This is a genomic window from Flavobacterium rakeshii (assembly GCF_009741375.1).
GTDB lineage: Bacteria > Bacteroidota > Bacteroidia > Flavobacteriales > Flavobacteriaceae > Flavobacterium > Flavobacterium rakeshii.
On record NZ_WOWP01000062.1, the window covers coordinates 18,717 to 36,677 of the forward strand.

Sequence of the window (17,961 nt, forward strand, 5' to 3'; positions counted from 1 at the left end):
ATACTATAAAATTGTTGGTAATTACAGGTCAAAGCCCATGTTTACTCCTAATTTTGTTGCTATAATTTTATTGATTCTGTTTTTAAGCTCAGTAATTCTGATACTATCAATAACCTCATTAGAGAATGCGTACATCAATAAAGCTTTGGCTTCTTTTTGAGGAATACCTCTTGACTGCATGTAAAACATCGCATCTTCGTCAAGCTGTCCAATAGTACATCCGTGTGAACATTTTACGTCGTCAGCAAAAATCTCTAGCTGTGGTTTAGCATTTATAGTAGCCTTATCACTTAACAATACATTGTTATTCTGTTGGAAAGCATCGGTTTTCTGAGCAATTTTCTCAACATAAATCTTACCGTTAAATACACCTGTAGAGCTTCCGTCAAAAATACCTTTGTAGTTTTGATGACTCTCACAGTTTGGCTGAGCGTGGTTTACAAGCGTGTAATGGTCTACGTGCTGCTTACCACTAATAATTGTAATACCCTTAAGCGTACTGTCTATATTTTCACCTTCATGATAAAAGTTAAGGTTGTTACGTGTTATGTTACCGCCAAATGAGAAGGTATGAACACTCACGTTACTGTCACGCTTTTGTGAAATATAAGTATTGTCTATAAGATTAGCCGTTAAAACGTCATTCTGGATTTTATAATAATCCACATTAGCGTTTTCATGAGCATAAATCTCGGTAACAGCGTTAGTAAGCACCGGATTGCTGTTAAGGCTCTGATGTCTTTCAATAATTTGTACTTGCGCATTTTTACCAACAACAACCAAATTCCTTGGCTGTACCATAAGGGCTGCCTCATTGCCTGTAGAGAAACTAATAATCTCAATAGGTTTATCGGCTATCTTATTTTTTGGGATATTTATAAAAGCACCTTCATGGGCAAATGCCGTGTTTAATGAAGTTAGGCTTTCATCCTTATTGGCAATCTTATTAAAATAAGTATCTATTACTTCCTTGTACTTAGGTTTTGTTAATGCCGATGACATCAGGCAAACGTCAAGACCTTCGTGTGTAGTGGAAGAAAGGAAAGAACTGAATATACCATCTATAAAAACAACTTTATAGGTATCAATCTCATGCAGAAAATATTTTTTAACCTCTGCATAACTTAATGCATTTTCCTGTTTTGGGAATACGCTAAAGTCATTTTTAAGTACTGCATTAAGCGAAGTATATTTCCACGCTTCTTCCTTTTTGGTAGGAAACCCTTTATTTTCAAAATTCTTTATAGCCTCTGTGCGTATGTTATGTAAATCGGCATTTACATCCACACGCTCTTCAAAAGCCATGAAAGAAGATAATAATTTCTCTTTTAAATCCATTTAAGTCAAAAGTTTATAAAGTTGAAAGTCATAAAGACCTCTACTTTGTACTTTATTTATTCAGATATTTTATAAAGCCGCTAAGCAGCTTGGATATTTCTCCTATTTCGACAAGTAATTCTGTAAACACCTGTCTGTCTATATACTCCAGATCAAAAGCTAAGTACAACTGTGACCTTACCTCTCCTGCAGAACCTTTTGCTACATATAAAAAATGAATGAATTCCTTATCTGTATTTCGCTCAAAGCCTTCTGCAATGTTTGATGAAACAGAAACCGAAGCCCTTCTTATTTGTCTGGCAAGGTCAAAATCATTTTTAAAAGCTCTTGTTTCGGTAACTTCTAAATCCTTTTGTTGAAAACCCTGGCTTTTTGCCATGAATTAATTTCCTCAAAAGAACTGAACTTAGCCATTAAACAACCTTTTGACTATTAGACTTTAGACCTCAGACCGAATTAATTCTCTGATTTTATCCAGTCGTAACCTTTTTCCTCAAGCTCATAAGCAAGCTCTTTACCTCCTGATTTTACAATCTTACCATTGTAAAGTACGTGAACATAATCAGGAACAATATAGTCAAGCAGCCTTTGGTAGTGAGTAATTACAATTACAGCATTGTCTTTACTGCGCAGTTTGTTCACACCGTTTGCTACGATACGAAGTGCATCGATATCAAGGCCTGAATCGGTTTCGTCAAGAATAGCCAGCTTTGGTTCAAGCATAGCCATTTGGAATATCTCATTACGTTTTTTCTCACCACCCGAAAAACCTTCATTTAACGAACGTGATAAAAACTTCCTATCTATTTCTAATAATTCTGATTTCTCGCGGATTAACTTAAGCATTTCATTAGCCGGCATCTCCTCTAAACCTTTAGCTTTACGGCTCTCGTTGATTGCCGTTTTCATAAAGTTTGTTACAGATACTCCCGGAATCTCTACCGGATACTGGAAAGAAAGAAAAACACCTTTGTGTGCTCTCTCTTCAGGTGCCAGTTCGCCTATATCTTCTCCTTCAAGAACAATTTCCCCATCGGTTACCTCATAGTCCTCTTTACCTGCGATAACAGAAGAAAGGGTACTTTTACCAGAACCATTAGGGCCCATTATAGCATGAACCTCTCCTGCTTTTACTTCAAGGTTTATACCTTTTAAAATCTCTTTATCTTCAACACTTGCGTGTAAATTCTTTATTGATAACATAAAAATATATAATGGTGTATTTTTTAATAATTGATTAACCTACAGAACCTTCAAGGCTTATTTCCAGTAGTTTTTGTGCTTCTACGGCAAACTCCATAGGCAACTTGTTTAAAACTTCCTTACTAAACCCGTTTACAATAAGAGCAATAGCTTTCTCTGTAGGGATTCCCCTTTGGTTACAGTAAAACACCTGGTCTTCACCAATTTTACTTGTTGTCGCCTCGTGCTCAATTTGTGCACTGGTGTTTTTAGATTCGATATACGGGAATGTATGTGCACCACAGCTGTTACCCATAAGTAATGAATCACACTGGGAGAAGTTCCTTGCGTTTTCTGCTCTCGAAGCTATTTGTACCAAACCACGGTAACTGTTTTGTGATTTACCTGCCGAAATACCTTTAGAGATAATAGTACTCTTAGTATTTTTACCAAGGTGAATCATTTTAGTACCTGTATCGGCCTGCTGATAGTTATTTGTAACGGCAATAGAGTAAAACTCTCCTACCGAGTTATCACCTTTAAGCACACAGCTTGGATATTTCCATGTAACGGCAGATCCTGTTTCAACCTGTGTCCATGAAATTTTAGCGTTCCTCTCACAAAGTCCGCGTTTGGTCACAAAGTTGTAAACCCCACCTTTACCGGTTTTATCACCAGGGAACCAGTTTTGTACAGTAGAATATTTAATCTCGGCATCATCAAGAGCAATAAGCTCTACTACAGCAGCGTGCAACTGATTTTCATCACGCGATGGTGCTGTACACCCTTCAAGATAACTTACATAACTTCCTTCGTCTGCCACAACAAGTGTACGCTCAAACTGACCTGTACCGGCCTGATTGATCCTGAAGTAAGTAGAAAGCTCCATAGGACATCTTACGCCTTTAGGTATGTAACAAAAAGAACCGTCTGAGAATACGGCAGAGTTAAGTGCTGCATAGAAATTGTCTTTTTGCGGCACTACAGTACCAAGATATTTCTTAACCAGCTCAGGGTGTTCCTTGATAGCCTCAGATATAGAACAGAAAATAATACCTTTCTCAGCAAGTGTTTTCTTAAAAGTAGTAGCAACAGATACCGAGTCCATCACGATATCAACCGCAACACCTGCCAGCTTTTTTTGCTCATCTAGTGAGATTCCCAGTTTCTTGAACGTGTCTAAAAGTTCAGGGTCTACCTCATCAAGGCTATTATATTTCGGCTTTTTCATTGGTGCCGAATAGTATGATATATCCTGGAATTTAGGTTTCTCATAGTGTACGTTAGCCCATTCAGGCTCAATCATCTGTTCCCAAGCCCTGAAAGCTTCAAGTCGCCATTCGGTCATCCATTCCGGCTCTTCCTTTTTTAAGGAAATAGCACGAACAATGTCCTCGTTTAGCCCGTTAGGGAACGTATCTGATTCTATATCCGTATAAAAACCGTACTCATACTCCTTGTTCTCGAGCTCGATTTTTAATTCTTCTTCTGTGTACTTACTCATTTTCTTTTATTTAAAGATTTAAAATTTAAACATTTAAGGTTCAAATCCTTTTTATGCCCTCAACTTTAAATACTCTATAAATTTTGATAAACTCTTAGAAATTTCAACACTTAAATTTATTGCTTCTTCTATTTTGGTTTTAGAACAGAACTCCAATTCTACAGATAAGATTAACATACTTCTTACTTCGGCACAACTACCTTTAGCATGTTTTAAAAATCTCACAAACTGTTTATTGTTGTTGTATTCAGACCCTTCTGCAATATTATTACTTATTGAAACAACTGCCCTTTTAATCTGATCCTTAAATCCATATTCCTTTTCCAGTTTTTCCGTCTTCATCAAATCAAAAATTACTTTTGCAAGAATTATTGACTTCTTATAAACTTCAAATTCAGTAAAGGGTTTGGTCATCAGGATTAGAATCTTTTAATTTTAAATCATTAAATTTTTAAATGATTTAAAGCGAAAAACTTTCCCCGCAACCGCAGGTTCTGCTTGCGTTTGGATTATTAAATACAAATCCTTTACCGTTTAATCCTCCAGAATATTCCAGGATTGTGCCTGCCAAATACAGGAAGCTTTTTTTATCTACGGCAATTTTTATATTGTTATCCTCAAACACTTTGTCATTCTCTCCAAGCTCTTTGTCAAACTTTAAATCGTATGAAAGCCCAGAGCATCCGCCACTTTTAACGCCTACCCTCACATAATCAGTAGCAGCATCAAATCCCTCGTCTTCCATAAGGCTTGCGACTTTCTTTCTTGCTGTGTCAGAAACTTTTATCATAATTCAACAATTTACATTTAATCTAAATTTAGTGCAAAGATACCACCATTTTTACAGATTGCAATAGCAGATAACCTTTTTCTCCTTATTGCATTATAAGCAATACTTATAATGATATATGGGCTTAAATTAGTAATTTGGCACCTCTAAACTCAATACAATGAAATTATACCCAATAGAAAGTGGCAATTTTAAGCTTGACGGAGGGGCTATGTTTGGCGTTGTTCCTAAAACGATATGGAACAGAACAAACCCGGCAGATGCCAACAATCTTATTGATATTGCTGCAAGATGCCTTTTAATTGAAGACGGCAACAGGCTGATTTTGATAGATACAGGAATGGGAAATAAGCAAAACGAAAAGTTTTTTGGCTACTATTCGCTTTGGGGAGACCACAGCATAGACAAGTCCCTTGCAAAATACGGCTTTCACAGAGATGATATTACCGATGTGTTTATGACACACCTTCATTTTGACCATTGTGGCGGAAGCGTACAGTGGAATAAAGAACGTACCGGATATGAGGTTGCCTTTAAAAACGCTAACTTCTGGACAAATAACAATCACTGGGAATGGGCAACAAAACCTAATGCCCGTGAAAAGGCTTCTTTCCTTAAAGAAAATATTATCCCTATGCAGGAAAGCGGACAGCTTAAGTTCATCAACCGCCCTAATGGTGACTATTTAGACCAATGTGAGCTGGGCTTTGGTATCTTTTTTGCAGACGGACATACCGAAAAACAAATGATTCCGCATATAAACTATAACGGCAAAACCATTGTTTTCATGGCCGATTTGCTTCCTACTGCGGGTCATATTCCGTTACCGTATGTTATGGGTTATGATACCCGCCCGTTATTAACGCTGGACGAAAAGTCTAAATTTATGAATGCCGCTGCCGATAACGGTTATTATTTATTTTTGGAGCACGATGCTCACAATGAAATAATTACAGTACAGCAAACCGAAAAAGGTGTGCGCCTAAAAGATGTATACAAGTGTAGTGATATACTAATTTAATGTTAATCAGGATTTTTGTGTAACAAAATCAGGATACATTAGACCTATTTAAAAAATTAAATAAAACGAATTATGAAGTTCAAGTCAATTTACCTGTCAGCTGCCCTGGCTTTATTTCTGGCAAGCTGCGGTTCATCTAAAAAAATTACGGCAACTCCACTTGCCATCAACACTACTATCACAGCTAAGAAAGCTGACCTTACTGATACACAAGAAGAACGTTGGAGTCATTTAGACCTGTTTACCGATACCATTCCGGGAATGAGTGTAGACAGAGCTTACAGTACTCTTTTACAAGGAAGAAAAGCTACCAAAGTTATTGTTGGTGTAGTAGATTCTGGTGTAGATATTGAGCACCCCGACTTACAGGGAGTTATTTGGACCAACCCTAAAGAAATTGCTGGAAACGGTATTGATGACGATAACAACGGATACATTGACGATATACATGGATGGAACTTTTTAGGTGACATTAACCATGAAAACATGGAGTACATCAGAATCCTTAAAAAAGGGGACGATGGTTCTGAAACTTACAAAAGAGCAAAAGCTAAATATGATGAAGACTACAATCAGGCATATAGCACATTACAACAGATTAACCTTATTTTAAAGGCAGACGAATCTTTCCGTAAACTTACAGGTAAAGAGAACTATACTCCTGAGGATCTTAAAACCCTTGAAATATCAGATCCTAATTTAGATGGTGTAAGAGATCGTTTCATGATGATTCTTAGTCAAAATACAAGAGAAGATTTTATAGATAATATAAATTCAGGCAAAGAACACTATAACAATGAACTTGAATACCACCTTAACCTAAAATACAATGCCCGTGAAATTCTTGGCGACAATCCTGATGATTTTAACTCAAGAGGTTACGGTAATAACAATGTAATTGGCCCTGATAAAGACGGTGCTAAACACGGTACACACGTTTCGGGTATCATCGCTCAGGTTAGAAACAACGGTATTGGTGGTGACGGTGTTGCCAGCGATGTTGTAGAAATTATGGCTGTAAGAGCTGTGCCAGATGGTGATGAGTATGATAAAGATGTTGCTCTTGCTATTCGTTATGCTGTAGACAATGGTGCTAAAGTAATCAACGGTAGTTTTGGTAAATACTTCTCTACACACAGTGAGTGGGTATATGATGCAATTAAATATGCAGGAGAAAAAGATGTTCTTATTGTTTGTGCTGCCGGTAACGAAGGTGCTTACCTTGACAAAAACGGTGGTGTAGAGCGTTACCCTAACGATAATATGGTTACAGGTCCTGAGTTTTCAGATAACTTTATCTGTATTGGTGCCCTTAACAACAAACTTACAGAAAAAGGGTTAGTAGCTCCTTTCTCTAACTACGGTAAAAATAACGTAGACGTATTTAGCCCAGGTATGAGAATTTATGCAACAACTCCAGATAATCATTACGAATTCCTACAGGGTACATCAATGGCATCTCCAAATGCTGCCGGTGTAGCGGCGCTTATACGTGCTTACTACCCTAAACTTTCTGCTTCACAGGTTAAGCACATCCTTATGGATTCTGGTTTAGCACCAAACATGCAGGTACAGGTAGGTGAAGGTGAAGATAAAAAAGTAATCATGTTCAGTGAGGCTTCAAAATCAGGTAAAATTGTAAATGCTTACAACGCCCTGATAATGGCCGATCAGATTTCAAGAGGAAAATAATTTTCATATAAATCAGATAAATGGAAGGGAATTTCCCTTCCATTTTTTATTTTAAGCCCATGAAAAAATCAGTATTATTTGCACTTTTTGCCGTTTCGGGTTTATTTGCCCAAAACAACAACCCTAACCCGGGTTACTGGCAACAGCACGTAGATTACAAAATGGACGTTTCCATGGACGTAAAAACCTACCGCTATACCGGAACACAGGAACTTGTTTATACTAACAACTCTCCCGATACGCTTCGCCGTGTATTTTATCATTTATACAACAATGCTTTCCAGCCGGGAAGTGAAATGGATGCCAGGCTGCAAACTATTGCCGACCCTGACGGAAGAATGGTAAAAAGCTTTAAGAGAGGTGAAGAAACCATTAAGGAAAGTCGTATTAGCACCCTAACTCCAGATCAGATAGGTTTCCTAAACATATCTAATTTCAAGCAGGATGGTTTAGATGCTAAAACTATTGTTGCAGGTACTGTACTGGAAGTAGATTTAGCGGCTCCTATACTACCCGGAAAATCAACCACTTTTAATTTGAGCTTTGAAGGACAGGTGCCCGAACAGGTACGCCGTTCAGGAAGAAACTCAACCGAAGGTGTAGCCCTTTCCATGACACAATGGTATCCAAAAATTGCCGAATACGATTTTGAAGGATGGCATGCAGATCCATACATTGGTCGTGAGTTTCACGGTGTTTGGGGTGATTTTGACGTAAAAATTACTATTGACAAAGACTACACCATTGGTGGAACAGGCTACCTGCAAAACAAAAACGAAATTGGTAAAGGTTATGAAGACGAAGGTGTAAAAGTTAAACACCCAAGAAAAACCAAAACCCTTACCTGGCATTTTGTAGCACCAATGGTACACGATTTTGCATGGGGTGCTGATAAAGATTACATACACGACAAAATTATAGGGCCAAACGGTGTAGAACTGCATTTCTTCTACAAAGACAACCCGGAGTACAATGAAAACTGGAAAAAGCTTCAGCCTAAAACAGCCGAGCTTCTGGCATTTTATAACGAAAACATAGGTCCTTATCCGTACAAACAATACTCTGTTGTTCAGGGTGGCGACGGTGGTATGGAATATGCCATGTGTACACTTATTACAGGTAACCGCAGCTATGGTAGCCTTGTAGGTGTAACGGCTCACGAATTTGCTCACTCATGGTTCCAGCATATTTTAGCCTCAAACGAGTCTAAGCACGAATGGATGGATGAAGGCTTTACTTCTTTCATTAGTGATCTTGCTATGGAAACCGTGTTGCCTAACGACAAAAAAGAAAAACAGGCTCACCCCTGGACTGATGCCTACAGCAACTATTTCTATATGGTTTCTACAGGTAAAGAACAGCCTTTAACTACACATGCCGACAGGTATTCACTTAATATGCTTTACGGTATATCGGCTTATAGTAAAGGGACTATTTTCCTTACCCAACTTATAGATGTTATAGGTCAGGAAAATCTAATGAAAACCATTAAGCGTTACTACCACGATTATAAGTTTACCCACCCTACTCCGCTGGATATCATCCGTACCGCAGAGAAAGTATCGGGGGCTGAACTGGACTGGTATTTAACCGACTGGTGCCAAACCACAAATACTATTGATTACAGTATTAAAGATATTAGTGACAGTAATAACTCTACAACAGTTACACTGGAGCGTATAGGTATGATGCCAATGCCACTGGACCTTATTGTAGTTTATGAAGACGGTACTCAGGAAACGTACTATGTACCGCTTAGCTTAATGCACTACCAAAAAGACAATCCGTACGCTAATTTAAAGCGCACAGTACTTGCAAACTGGGACTGGGCACATACAACCTACCAATTCACCATAAACAAGCCTAAATCGGCTATAAAGGTGATTATGATAGACCCTATGGAACTCATGGCCGACATAAATAAAGAAAACAACATTTATGTAAAGCAATAATACAAGAAAGCCCTGCAAATGCAGGGCTTTTTCATGATAACAAAAAACCTCCGGAGAAATTAAGCCCGAAGGTTTTTTGAAACAGATAAAATAGAATCAAAAAACACTGCTTCTGTATAAATATATAGGCGCTAAAAACCAATCAACTAAAAGTGTGTTACGGTTTTATGGTTATTAGCTGGTTCAGCCGTATTGTATTCTTTAATTTCGATTTCAGTAAGTGTTGGCAACACCTCTCGGTATTACTATTTTAAAAACAAGTATAATGCCTTAATCCTTAAACCAGAAAAAAACATTAAACACTACTGTTTTACAGCGATTTAAACAAAAAACCATTTTTAACCCTAAATAAAAAATATTGGGGAAAAACGGGTAAAAATGTAGAAGGAAGGTGTGGATTTTTTGTAGAATATTAGTTCATGGCATTCATCCTGATAGAAGCCTTAACCAAAGCCAATGCCCTGATTTTTGAAAGCTCAACTTCTTTTTCCTGATGGTGCCTGTTTTCGCTAACCAGTTTTACCATACCCGGCTCCTGTGAGCGTTGTATATATTTCACGGTGATGTACTCTTCACCGTCCATATCAATACTTATCAGGTACATTTCGCCCCAAAAAATACCGTTAACCATATCATTAACTTCCTTGTATAAAACAATATCGCCACTTTTAAGCAGTGGATACATACTGTCTCCGGTTACATAAATTGCTCCGTCACACTTTGGAAGATGCGGTATGGAAATATGATCGGCCGGCGTTAATGCCTTATTGTTGCTGAATAACGGAACAAGACCCGCAACAGCCTCAAGATCATACAATGGTATTTGCTGCGATTCAATATTCCTGTCAGTTTTAAGTCGGTACGTTTTTACGGTATCCGGTGTTACAACCTCAACATCATTATTAAACATATCCCCTTCACCTGTTAATAACCACGACGGATTAAGATCCGGATATACTGAAAGAATTTTTTCAAGTACGTTAGAGCCAATACTCTTGGAGTCCTTTACTGCTTTGGAAATACTCCCTCGGCTCACATCTATACTATTTTCAAAGGCATAGTAACTAACTCCCTTAGCTTCTATGTACTGTTTTAATCGATCAGAAACCATAATAATGTATTTTTTTCTGTTACAATATTAAGAAAATTTTCTTAATTAAAGATAAACTGAAGCTGTTTTAAAAAAATGTACCTTTGCCCCACTTATGGAAAAAGGGAAGTTTACATATCCTAAAGAGGAAAAATTAAAAAGCAGAAACACGATAGACCTGATGTTTGCAGAAGGACGTTCGGTTTCAAAGTACCCTTTACGCTTAGTTTATGTACCCCTTCCCGAAAATGAACCCGGGCCAATAAAAATTGGCGTTTCGGTTTCAAAAAGGCATTTTAAAAAGGCTGTAGACAGAAATTATTTTAAACGCTTACTTCGCGAAACTTACCGCCACAATAAACAACTGTTACTTGAAAATCAGCCGCAACCTTATGCCTACATGCTGATGTACCAAACTAAAGACCGTTTATCTTTTGAGGAAATAAACACCAAAACGGTACAGCTGTTTGAAAAATTCATAGCTCAGATTACCGCGCAATAAACTGTTTTTTAACATTTTGTAATATTCGTAAAGGTTTTTACGTTTTTAACAAAAAACACCTTTACTTATGAAAAAATTTCTTTTTGCTTTTAGTCTTGTCGCCTTACTTATTTCATGTAAAAAATCTGTTGAAGGCGTAGACAATATGATATTATATGATGATGCAGTTGCGGTGGAAGAAACTTCTCCGGCTTATGAAATCAAATATAAGTCTATAGAGGGAGGTGTAGCCAGAACCGTTGAAACTGAAGCGAAAATCATTAAAACCGCTACCCTACGTTTTGAAACACAAAACCTTGTAACTACTGCCGGCAATATAAAACAGGCTATTGGTAAATTTAATGGACAGGTACAGAGTGATGAAGAAAGAAATGAATACAACACAGTAAGCCGTTCGCTTACCATAAGAGTACCTAACCAATCGTTTGACAATTTTATAGATGAAATCAGTAAAGGAGTATCGTACTTTGACAGAAAAGAAATTTCATCCCGCGACGTTACCGAAGAGTATATTGATACTCAATCCCGCATAAAAACCAAAAAAGCGCTGGAAGAACGCTATTTGGAACTGCTTAAAAAAGCCAATAAGGTTTCGGAAATGTTGGAAATAGAAAAGGAACTCTCTGAAATACGTGAGGAAATCGAATCAAAACAGGCACGTTTACAGTATTTGGAAAACCAGGTTTCATACAGTACGGTTTACATTTATTTTTACAAAACCGTTGCCGAAAAACAGGGCGCCACAGTATCATATGGCGCAAAACTGGGCAATGCGCTTAAATCAGGGTTTAACTCACTTTCAAGTTTCTTTATCGGTTTAATCCAAATTTGGCCTTTTATCCTTATTTTCGTAATTGTGTTTATTTTAATCAGAAGACGAATCAAAAGAAAAAAACAATAATAGTATGCTATCCAAACTAAAAAGAAAATATGTTATCCCGGTAGTTGCAGTTGCTTTTCTGTTTGTTGGGGCAAGCTTTAAAAACGATTTCTTTGAAATCGCAAAGCAAATAGAAATATTTACAACCCTGTTTAAAACGGTTAACGTTAACTATGTAGACGAGACCAACCCCGGCGAACTTATGGATATTGCCATAAAAAACATGCTGGCAGACCTTGACCCATACACCGTTTATTTTAACGAACAGGATGTGGCCAAATTTAAAATAAATAACACTGGTGAATATACCGGTATTGGTGCGCTTATTACACGTAAAGAGGGAAGGCTTATAATAAAAGAACCTTACAAGGACTACCCTGCCGATAAAGCCGGACTGAAAGCAGGAGATGAAATTATCCAGATTGGCGATGTAAACCTTGTTGATTTTAAAGAAGATGCCGGAGAACTTTTAAAAGGAACAAAAAATACAAGTATAGATATTAAATACCTGCGTCAGGGTAAAACATTAAGTACAAAACTGATACTTACTGAAGTAGACCTTAATGCTGTGCCTTACTATGCAATGGTAGATGCTACAACCGGATATATTGTACTTTCTCAGTTTAATGCAAAAGCATCATCTGAAACTAAAGAGGCACTACTTGATCTTAAAAAACAGGGAGCCACAAAAATCATTCTTGACCTTAGGGGTAACCCGGGCGGATTATTAGGCGAAGCAGTAAACATTTGTAACCTGTTCCTTCCTAAGGATGAAACTATTGTAACCACTAAATCTAAAAATGAAAAATACAATAACGTATACAAAACGCAGCGCGCTCCTATTGATACCGAGATTCCGCTTGTGGTTATAGTAAACGGTAAAAGTGCCTCTGCTTCAGAAATTGTTTCGGGAGCTCTTCAGGATCTGGACCGTGCTGTTGTTGTAGGTAGCAGGAGTTTTGGTAAAGGTTTGGTTCAGCGTCCGCTTGAACTTACTTACGGCACACAGGTAAAGGTTACCATTTCACGTTACTACACTCCTTCAGGTCGTGGTATACAAGCGCTTGATTACACCCATAAAGATGCCGACGGTAAAGCCATAAGAATAGACCAAAAAGACTACAATGCCTTTAAAACCCGCAACGGGCGTACGGTTTATGATGGTGGCGGTATATTACCTGATGTAGTTATGGAAGAAAGCAAACAAAGCTCTATTGCCGATGCCTTACAGCGTAATGATGCCATTTTTAATTATGTAACTGATTATTACTACAAGCACCCTAATCAGGGTACTGCAATACCAACATTTAGTGATGCCGACTATAACGGATTCAAACAGTTTTTGAAAACAACCAATTTTGATTTTGATACCGAAACCGAAAAATCACTAAAAGCAACGCTGGAAATAGCTAAAAAAGAAAAGGTAGATGAAACTATTGCTGCTGAATACAATCAGCTGCTTGCTGCACTTAAAAAGAGTGAAGAAAAGGAACTTGACCAGAACAAAGAAGAGATCAAAAAACTGATTGTAGACGACATTATAACCAGATACCAATACAAAGAAGGACTTTATAAATACTACACTACGAGCAATCCGGAGATTAAAAAAGCGACTGATTTACTCAAAAATTCAGCGGAGTATAATAAAATTCTTTCAAAATAAAAGCCTGAAAATCCTCATACTTAACCGTATGGGGATTTTTTTTAGGTTAAATATCTTACATACATTTATTGATTTTTATAAAAACGTATACCTTTGCGGTTTTAATTTATTGTTATCGTGAGCAGTAGTCACAAACATTTGAACAAAGTAACTCTAGGCGGACTAATAGTTACTTTAGGTATTATTTACGGAGATATAGGTACGTCACCCCTGTATGTAATGAAAGCCATAATGGGCGAACTGCCTATACAGGAAGAAGTAGTACTTGGAGCGTTATCCTGTATATTCTGGACACTTACACTGCAAACCACAGTAAAATATGTTATACTTACCCTACAGGCAGATAACAAAGGGGAAGGTGGTATTTTCTCACTCTACACACTGGTAAAACGATTAAAAAAACGCGGACTTATTGTCCCGGCCATCATTGGTGGTAGTGCCCTGCTTGCCGATGGTATCATAACACCACCTATCTCGGTTTCTTCAGCTATTGAAGGACTTCGCATTTACAATCCGGATATCGATACAGTACCTATCGTTATAGGTATTCTTTTCATATTATTTGCTATTCAGCGCTTTGGAACCAAACTGGTTGGTAAATTCTTTGGACCAATGATGCTAATATGGTTTGGTATGCTGGGTATATTGGGTATAATCCCACTGGTATCTAACATCGCTGTTCTAAAAGCATTAAACCCTTACTATGCCATACACCTGCTAAGTATACACCATGAAGGCTTTTATGTGCTGGGCTTTGTTTTCCTTTGTACCACAGGAGCTGAGGCTCTTTATAGCGACATGGGGCACTGCGGGCGCAGCAACATCAGGATAAGCTGGGGCTTTGTAAAAAGTATGCTGGTTTTAAACTATTTTGGGCAGGGAACTTACCTAATATCACATTCGGGTAAAACCCTTTCACAGTTAAGTCATAATTCCAACCCTGGTAACCCGTTCTATTTACTAATGCCAGACTGGTTTGTACCTGTTGGTATCGCTATTGCCACATCGGCCGCAGTTATCGCGTCTCAGGCATTAATTAGCGGATCGTTCACGCTTATAAGTGAAGCCATGCGACTTAACTTCTGGCCTAAAGTATCGGTTAAATTCCCTACAGAACTAAGAGGACAATTGTACATACCATCGGTAAACTGGTTGTTGTTTTTGGGCTGTGTATTTGTGGTACTGCACTTTAGGGAATCGGGCAATATGGAAGCTGCATATGGTTTAGCCATTGTACTTTGTATGATAATGACCACTACCCTATTAGGCTACTATATGGTAATGAAACGTTACAACCCTATACTGATACTATTTACCGTAATGGTATATTTTTCAATAGAAATTTCATTTTTTATTGCTAATATCAGTAAGTTTACTCACGGAGGTTACGTATCACTCATAATCGCCGGACTGCTTTCCACTATAATGGCAGTTTGGTTTACCGCTAAAAAGATACGTAGTGAATACACAGAATTCACGAAAATTGATAATTACAAAAGCGTATTGGCTGACCTGAGTAATGACAAGTCCATACCAAAATATGCAACCCACCTGGTATACTTAACCAATGCTCAGTTTAGCGATGAGATTGAATCGAAAATTATTTATTCGATATTACAAAAACGCCCTAAACGCGCCGATATTTACTGGTTTGTTCACGTAAACGTGGTAGACGAACCTTACCGTATGGATTATCGCGTTAGGGAAATAATGAAGGACGATGTGATAAGGGTTGACTTTTATCTTGGTTTCCGTGTGGCGCCAAGGGTTAACCTTATGTTTAAAAACGTTGTAAAAGACATGGTGAAAAACGGAGAGGTAGATATTACCAGCCGTTATGAGTCCCTAAACCGTAACAATGTAATTGGTGATTTTAAGTTTGTGATTATCGAGAAGTTCCTGTCTTATGACAACGATTTGCCTTGGTATGAAAGAATTATTCTTGACATATACTTTATCCTTAAAAAGGTGAGCCTTACAGAAGGACGTGCTTTCGGGCTGGACAACAGTTCGGTAAAAGTAGAGCAGTTCCCTATTGTAATTCACCCGCCTGAGGATTTGCATCTGACAAGAGTTGATGATCCTAACTAAAATTTACAAATGAAACCTTTTATCTGCATCTTATTATTACTATTACTACCCAAAATCTCATTTTCACAGGAGGAGCTCGTACACTCTGTTTACTTTGAATTTGATAAGTTTAACCTCGATGAAAAACAGGCTAACGATGTAGTTGGCTTTATTACAGCATTAGATACTACCCGTGTGGAAAGCATCCAGATTTTTGGGTACTGTGACGACCGTGGTAAAGACGAATACAACTACAAACTGTCTAACAACCGTGCCAATACGATTAAAGACAAACTTGTTTCAAAAGGCATAAAAAACAAGATTATCGTTACCATTGAAGGTCGTGGCAGGATTTTACTTGAAGAGGATATTGATAACGTATCGGAAGCGCGTTCTAAAAACAGACGTGTGGATGTACTGGTAAACTTTAAACCATTACCTCCTCCTCCGTTAGATCCCGGAGTTTATGACGCTATTAAACCGGAAATGGTTGTAGGAGACAGAATAATTTTACGCAACATTCTTTTTGATCGCGGCAGCAGTAAACTTAAACTTTCTACCCGTAAGGAACTGGACAAAATAGCACGCATACTGCACAAATACAAAAACCTTCAGTTCGAAATACAGGGACATGTTTGCTGTACGCCAACTTTCCAAAAGGAAGCTATAGATAAGGATACCAAAAAAAGGGAATTATCTAAAAACCGTGCCTATGCAGTTTATAAATATCTTGTGTCTAAAAAAATTCCGGCAAGGAGAATGACATACAAAGGCTACGGAAATACCCAGTCATTAGGCAAAGGTTCTGAATTTGACCGTCGTGTGGAGTTCCTTATCACAAAGGTATAAACCTAAACAAAAGATAAATTCATCTCAATATGGGGAATGCCGTCTTCAAGATAGCCTTCCCCCTGTTGTATAAATCCGTGTGATTCATAAAACTTTTTAAGGTATAGCTGTGCAGAGATGGTTACCTCTTTGGCATTATAGTGTGTTTTTATGGCTTGTAATGATTCTTTTATCAAATCATGACCCCATTTACGGTCGCGGTATTTTTCGCTTATTACAACCCTTCCTATTGAGGCGTTTTGAAAATAATCGCCTGGTTCAAACAAACGGGCATAAGCCACAACAGTATTATCAAACATGCCTAAAACATGAATTGCCTTTGTGTCTTTACCATCTACATCCTGATATACGCAGTTTTGTTCTACTACAAACACCTCACTGCGCAATTGCAGGGATTCGTATAGTTCAGAAAGAGAAAGCTCGTTAAATCGCTTTATTTTGAATATTGGCTTCATAGAAATTCGGCAGACCTGATTATGGACTCCAGTTCCACAATCAAATCCCTTTTTGGAGTAGACGGGCTGTAAACAAACCCTTCAATTATAAAGTAATCATTTTTAACATTATCCCTAACGGCATAGTTTATAAAAGGACCCGACATGAATTCGTTTGCCATTTCCCAGTTTCCACGGGTTTCAAACAGCATTCTGTTTTTATAACTTGTAGTAAAAAAATATGGGGAATACGCCTCTTCGGTAATCATGTAGGTGTTCTTTTCCAAACCGTGAATATACTTAACACCTATGGAATCCCTCATTTGGATAATATTGTTCAAAATGGTTTTGTCGTGCTCAATAACACCGGCAGGCACCCTGTATATTAAAATACTGGTATTTCCGCCGGGAGTATCTTTTTTAAGCCAAAGGAAATCATGCCTGTTCATGGCAAAATTATAGCTTGAAGGAACATTAATGCATATCCCGAATTTTTCGAAAACACCGTGGTTTACCAATCCTGTTTTGGCATTCCTTTTTTGGTTTTCATCAATTTCGGTTTCCCTTATTTTCCTAACTATCTCATCGGTATGAATCTCAATTAGGAAAAGTAATTCTTCGGCAGTTTGCCCTTTAATGGTAAATATGTTTTGAGGAGAACAGTACCTGTTTGTCTTGAACTTAAAGGAATTTATACTATCCCTGTCAATTACAATGATATTACGTCCTTTGGTAAGTCCTCCGTCAAAAATATTTTCGTTATACTGGTTTAGGGTAAACAGAGGTTCTTCCTGTGTAAGGCCTTCAACGGGAGCAGCCAGTTTTTTTCGCAGGCTGTCACCTACATCACCGTTCCACAGTTTATCGTCAATGATAATGGAAATCTCATTAATATCTCCTGAAGAACTGCTGCCATCACTGCTACTATCGCTATTACAGCTAATAATACACAGGATAAAAACAAAATTCAGTATTTGTTTTATTCCCGACATGA

At 37.8% G+C, this 17,961-nt stretch carries 17 protein-coding genes; 8 read left to right on the forward strand and 9 right to left on the reverse strand.

Going from position 1 to position 17,961, the window contains the following annotated elements:
• Positions 1 to 21: 21 nt before the first annotated feature.
• From sufD to GN157_RS15885, 6 genes are all read right to left on the reverse strand, one after another.
• Entirely contained in the window at positions 22 to 1,338 is a 1,317-nt protein-coding gene (gene sufD, locus GN157_RS15860) for a Fe-S cluster assembly protein SufD (RefSeq protein ID WP_035131769.1), read from the reverse strand.
• A 52-nt stretch (positions 1,339 to 1,390) separates the two neighbouring features.
• Positions 1,391 to 1,717, reverse strand: a complete 327-nt coding sequence (locus GN157_RS15865) for a four helix bundle protein (protein WP_231749153.1) — start codon at positions 1,715 to 1,717, stop codon at positions 1,391 to 1,393.
• A gap of 77 nt (positions 1,718 to 1,794) precedes the next feature.
• Entirely contained in the window at positions 1,795 to 2,541 is a 747-nt protein-coding gene (gene sufC, locus GN157_RS15870) for a Fe-S cluster assembly ATPase SufC (protein WP_035131764.1), read from the reverse strand.
• A 34-nt stretch (positions 2,542 to 2,575) separates the two neighbouring features.
• Positions 2,576 to 4,024, reverse strand: a complete 1,449-nt coding sequence (sufB, locus tag GN157_RS15875) for a Fe-S cluster assembly protein SufB (RefSeq protein ID WP_157484476.1) — start codon at positions 4,022 to 4,024, stop codon at positions 2,576 to 2,578.
• A 51-nt stretch (positions 4,025 to 4,075) separates the two neighbouring features.
• Positions 4,076 to 4,438 (reverse strand): four helix bundle protein, encoded by a 363-nt coding sequence (locus GN157_RS15880; protein WP_157484477.1) that lies wholly within the window; start codon positions 4,436 to 4,438, stop codon positions 4,076 to 4,078.
• A gap of 46 nt (positions 4,439 to 4,484) precedes the next feature.
• Positions 4,485 to 4,814 carry a HesB/IscA family protein gene (locus GN157_RS15885; protein WP_035131760.1) on the reverse strand — a complete coding sequence of 110 codons (330 nt, stop codon included), beginning with the start codon at positions 4,812 to 4,814 and terminating at the stop codon, positions 4,485 to 4,487.
• A 160-nt stretch (positions 4,815 to 4,974) separates the two neighbouring features.
• Here GN157_RS15885 and GN157_RS15890 point away from each other — a divergent pair, with 160 nt between their 5' ends.
• The 3 genes from GN157_RS15890 (at position 4,975) to GN157_RS15900 (ending at position 9,479) form a co-directional block, all read left to right on the forward strand.
• On the forward strand, positions 4,975 to 5,835 hold the full coding sequence (locus tag GN157_RS15890; protein WP_157484478.1) for an MBL fold metallo-hydrolase: 861 nt from the start codon (positions 4,975 to 4,977) through the stop codon (positions 5,833 to 5,835).
• A gap of 72 nt (positions 5,836 to 5,907) precedes the next feature.
• Complete coding sequence (locus GN157_RS15895) at positions 5,908 to 7,527, forward strand: S8 family peptidase (protein ID WP_157484479.1); 1,620 nt, start codon at positions 5,908 to 5,910, stop codon at positions 7,525 to 7,527.
• A gap of 59 nt (positions 7,528 to 7,586) precedes the next feature.
• A complete protein-coding gene (locus GN157_RS15900; protein ID WP_157484480.1) occupies positions 7,587 to 9,479 on the forward strand; it encodes a M1 family metallopeptidase in 1,893 nt (630 codons plus the stop codon).
• 412 nt (positions 9,480 to 9,891) lie between these two features.
• Here the strand turns inward: GN157_RS15900 and GN157_RS15905 are convergent, their stop codons facing one another.
• The gene (locus tag GN157_RS15905) at positions 9,892 to 10,590 is read right to left on the reverse strand and encodes a S24 family peptidase (protein WP_035131755.1); all 699 of its coding nucleotides are present in this window, start codon (positions 10,588 to 10,590) and stop codon (positions 9,892 to 9,894) included.
• A 94-nt stretch (positions 10,591 to 10,684) separates the two neighbouring features.
• On the opposite strand from GN157_RS15905, the gene rnpA reads away from it, so the two are divergent.
• From rnpA to GN157_RS15930, 5 genes are all read left to right on the forward strand, one after another.
• Complete coding sequence (rnpA, locus tag GN157_RS15910; protein ID WP_157484481.1) at positions 10,685 to 11,071, forward strand: ribonuclease P protein component; 387 nt, start codon at positions 10,685 to 10,687, stop codon at positions 11,069 to 11,071.
• Between the two features lie 67 nt (positions 11,072 to 11,138).
• Positions 11,139 to 11,972: a DUF4349 domain-containing protein gene (locus tag GN157_RS15915; RefSeq protein WP_157484482.1), complete on the forward strand. Its 834-nt coding sequence runs from the start codon at positions 11,139 to 11,141 to the stop codon at positions 11,970 to 11,972.
• Positions 11,973 to 11,976: 4 nt separating this feature from the next.
• Positions 11,977 to 13,614, forward strand: coding sequence for a S41 family peptidase (locus GN157_RS15920; protein WP_157484483.1), 1,638 nt, complete (start codon positions 11,977 to 11,979; stop codon positions 13,612 to 13,614).
• A 117-nt stretch (positions 13,615 to 13,731) separates the two neighbouring features.
• Entirely contained in the window at positions 13,732 to 15,705 is a 1,974-nt protein-coding gene (locus GN157_RS15925; RefSeq protein ID WP_317163550.1) for a KUP/HAK/KT family potassium transporter, read from the forward strand.
• Positions 15,706 to 15,714: 9 nt separating this feature from the next.
• Positions 15,715 to 16,533, forward strand: a complete 819-nt coding sequence (locus GN157_RS15930) for an OmpA family protein (protein ID WP_157484485.1) — start codon at positions 15,715 to 15,717, stop codon at positions 16,531 to 16,533.
• Positions 16,534 to 16,535: 2 nt separating this feature from the next.
• On the opposite strand, the gene GN157_RS15935 is transcribed toward GN157_RS15930, so the two are convergent.
• Positions 16,536 to 16,988, reverse strand: a complete 453-nt coding sequence (locus GN157_RS15935) for a GNAT family N-acetyltransferase (protein WP_157484486.1) — start codon at positions 16,986 to 16,988, stop codon at positions 16,536 to 16,538.
• Positions 16,985 to 17,959, reverse strand: coding sequence for a DUF4837 family protein (locus GN157_RS15940; protein WP_157484487.1), 975 nt, complete (start codon positions 17,957 to 17,959; stop codon positions 16,985 to 16,987). Before GN157_RS15940 ends, GN157_RS15935 begins: the two co-directional genes overlap by 4 nt.
• Positions 17,960 to 17,961 lie beyond the last annotated feature (2 nt).